This window comes from Carnobacterium sp., from assembly GCF_049673005.1.
Classification (GTDB): Bacteria; Bacillota; Bacilli; order Lactobacillales; family Carnobacteriaceae; genus Carnobacterium_A.
In genome coordinates this window covers 1-2,121 of the sequence record NZ_JBATXB010000127.1, presented here as the reverse complement: position 1 = coordinate 2,121, position 2,121 = coordinate 1, and the positions used below count along the sequence as shown (strand labels likewise).

Genomic DNA, 2,121 nt, shown 5'->3' with positions numbered 1-2,121 from the left:
TTTATTTACCCCTTCTTTAGAAGCAGAGGATGCAAAAGCTAGTAATTGGCCCTTTTCTGTTTATGGCTATTTAGACAATGAGAACCCTTGGTCTATTCTATCCGAGAAAATAAATAGTACTACTTCTAATATAAAAAATATTGCAATAGAAAAATCGTCCTTAACTGTAGAACGATTCGAATTACTTAATCATTTTTTCAACCATTCAACATTTTCAAATGTCTCAGAAATAATACAAGAAATGAAAGTCACTAAAGATTCCGATGAACTAAGACGAATGATTGAAGCTGGAAAATGGGCAGATAAAGCTCTAGAAATTGGATTTAATAGTATAAAAGTAGGTGTTACAGAGGAAGAAATTGTAGCAGAGATAGAATTTCAACTAAAAAAACAAGGTATTAAGGAAATGAGTTTTGAAACAATGGTCTTAGCCGGCGATCACGCTGCTAGTCCTCATGGAGTACCAGGGCAGAGAAAAATTGAAGAAAACGATATGGTACTCTTTGATTTAGGTGTAGTCTTTGACGGATACACTAGCGATGTTACAAGAGTTGCCATTTTTGGCACTCCTTCTATTGAAGCAGAAAAAATATATTCTATTGTTCTTAAAGCTCACACTGCTGCCATTGAAGCAGTACGACCTGGCGTAACTGCTGGTCAGTTAGATAAAATTGCACGAGATATTATTACAAAAGAAGGATATGGTGACTATTTCACTCACCGATTAGGGCATGGATTAGGTAGTAGTGTTCATGAGTTTCCTTCAATTATGAAAGACAGTGAGTTGATTATAAAAGAAGGTATGTGTTTTTCAATAGAGCCCGGAATCTACGTACCCGGTGTTGCGGGTGTTAGAATAGAAGATTGCTTATATGTAACTGAAGACGGATGCGAACTTTTTACAAAAACTTCTACTTCTTTTAAATCAATTATTTAAAAAAAGACGCTACTCCCTATTTAAAAATAGGAGTAGCGTCTTTTAGCTTTTTAGTTATTAACTAACGAATGATTATTTTTTATCAAAATTAGTTGTTTCATTTGAGCTAAAATCCATTGTGTTTCGCTCAATTTCTTTTTTTAATGAATCTGAATCTAATTTCATTCCAGTATTTAAATCAACTTCTGTTTTTGCTTCATCGGCGGTTACTTTTACATCTTCCGTTGCTTCTTCAGCCGTACCTTGTACATCATTTTTTGCATCCTTAGCTATATCCGCTAAATCATCTGTAGTATCTTTTACATTTCCTTTAGCATCATCAAGTGTTGAAGCAACTTTCTCTTTTGTGTCTAAAGCAGTTGCTGTCAAATCAGCTTTAACTTTATCAGCACTTACCATTAAATCTTCACGAATATCTTTCAAATCTGCTCCTACTTCTTTTGAAGTTTGAGACAATTGTTCTTTCATTTGAGAGGCTGTGTCTTTTAAACTAATTTTAATATCTTCTGTTGCATCTTTAGCAACATTCTTAATATCTGTTCCTTTTTCTCTTGCAATATCAGTATAATCTTTTGCTGTGTTCTTAGCATCTAAAGCTTGTTTAGATAAATCTTCACGCAATTCTTTTCCAGATTTTGGTGCAAATAATAATGCTGCTATACTAGCTGTTGCTGCTCCAATTAGTGTTCCTAATAAAAAACCATTCTTTTTAGCCATAATTTATTTTCTCCTTTTCAAGTTAACTTATTTTTTTCTATTAAAGCAGTTCTTTATCGTAAAAATTAGTTAATTCGATTTTCTTTTTCTGTTTAAATTTAAAGCGGTCTTACCAACTTTTGTTACCATCCCTGCTTTGACTGTCTTTTTAGTTGTACCTGAAACATGACCAGCTAAATTACGTGTGGATGAATTTAAACTAGACACTGATACTCCTAAATCACCAATTGCCTGGAATACAGGATCTGTCTTGCTTAATTTTCCGTTAACATCATCTAGCGTTGTGTTCGTTTTGTTTAATAGACCTTCAACTTCAATTAACAAGCTATCAGCATCTTTCGTTATTACTTCTATACTGGTATTTGCTTCTTTTACAGTCTTAGATACTTCTTCGATTACTTTTGAAACTTTTAATAATACCACAATTAAAAAAACGACTAATGCCGCAAATGCTATTGCAGCTATCA

3 protein-coding genes are annotated in these 2,121 nt (G+C 33.1%); 1 reads left to right on the top strand and 2 read right to left on the bottom strand.

Features of this window, described 5'->3' with window-relative positions:
* Positions 1-937: M24 family metallopeptidase (locus WBF61_RS09745; protein WP_424256067.1), on the top strand; the 937-nt coding region annotated here is incomplete at its 5' end.
* Between the two features lie 72 nt (positions 938-1,009).
* On the opposite strand, the gene WBF61_RS09740 is transcribed toward WBF61_RS09745, so the two are convergent.
* Entirely contained in the window at positions 1,010-1,654 is a 645-nt protein-coding gene (locus WBF61_RS09740; RefSeq protein ID WP_424256065.1) for a YtxH domain-containing protein, read from the bottom strand.
* Between the two features lie 69 nt (positions 1,655-1,723).
* A complete protein-coding gene (locus WBF61_RS09735; RefSeq protein ID WP_424256063.1) occupies positions 1,724-2,119 on the bottom strand; it encodes a DUF948 domain-containing protein in 396 nt (131 codons plus the stop codon).
* Positions 2,120-2,121: the final 2 nt, after the last annotated feature.

Coding starts and splice junctions, on each gene's coding strand:
- WBF61_RS09740 (WP_424256065.1), bottom strand. CDS start 1,654: ATGGCTAAAAAGAATGGTTTTTTATTAGGAACACTAATTGGAGCAGCA.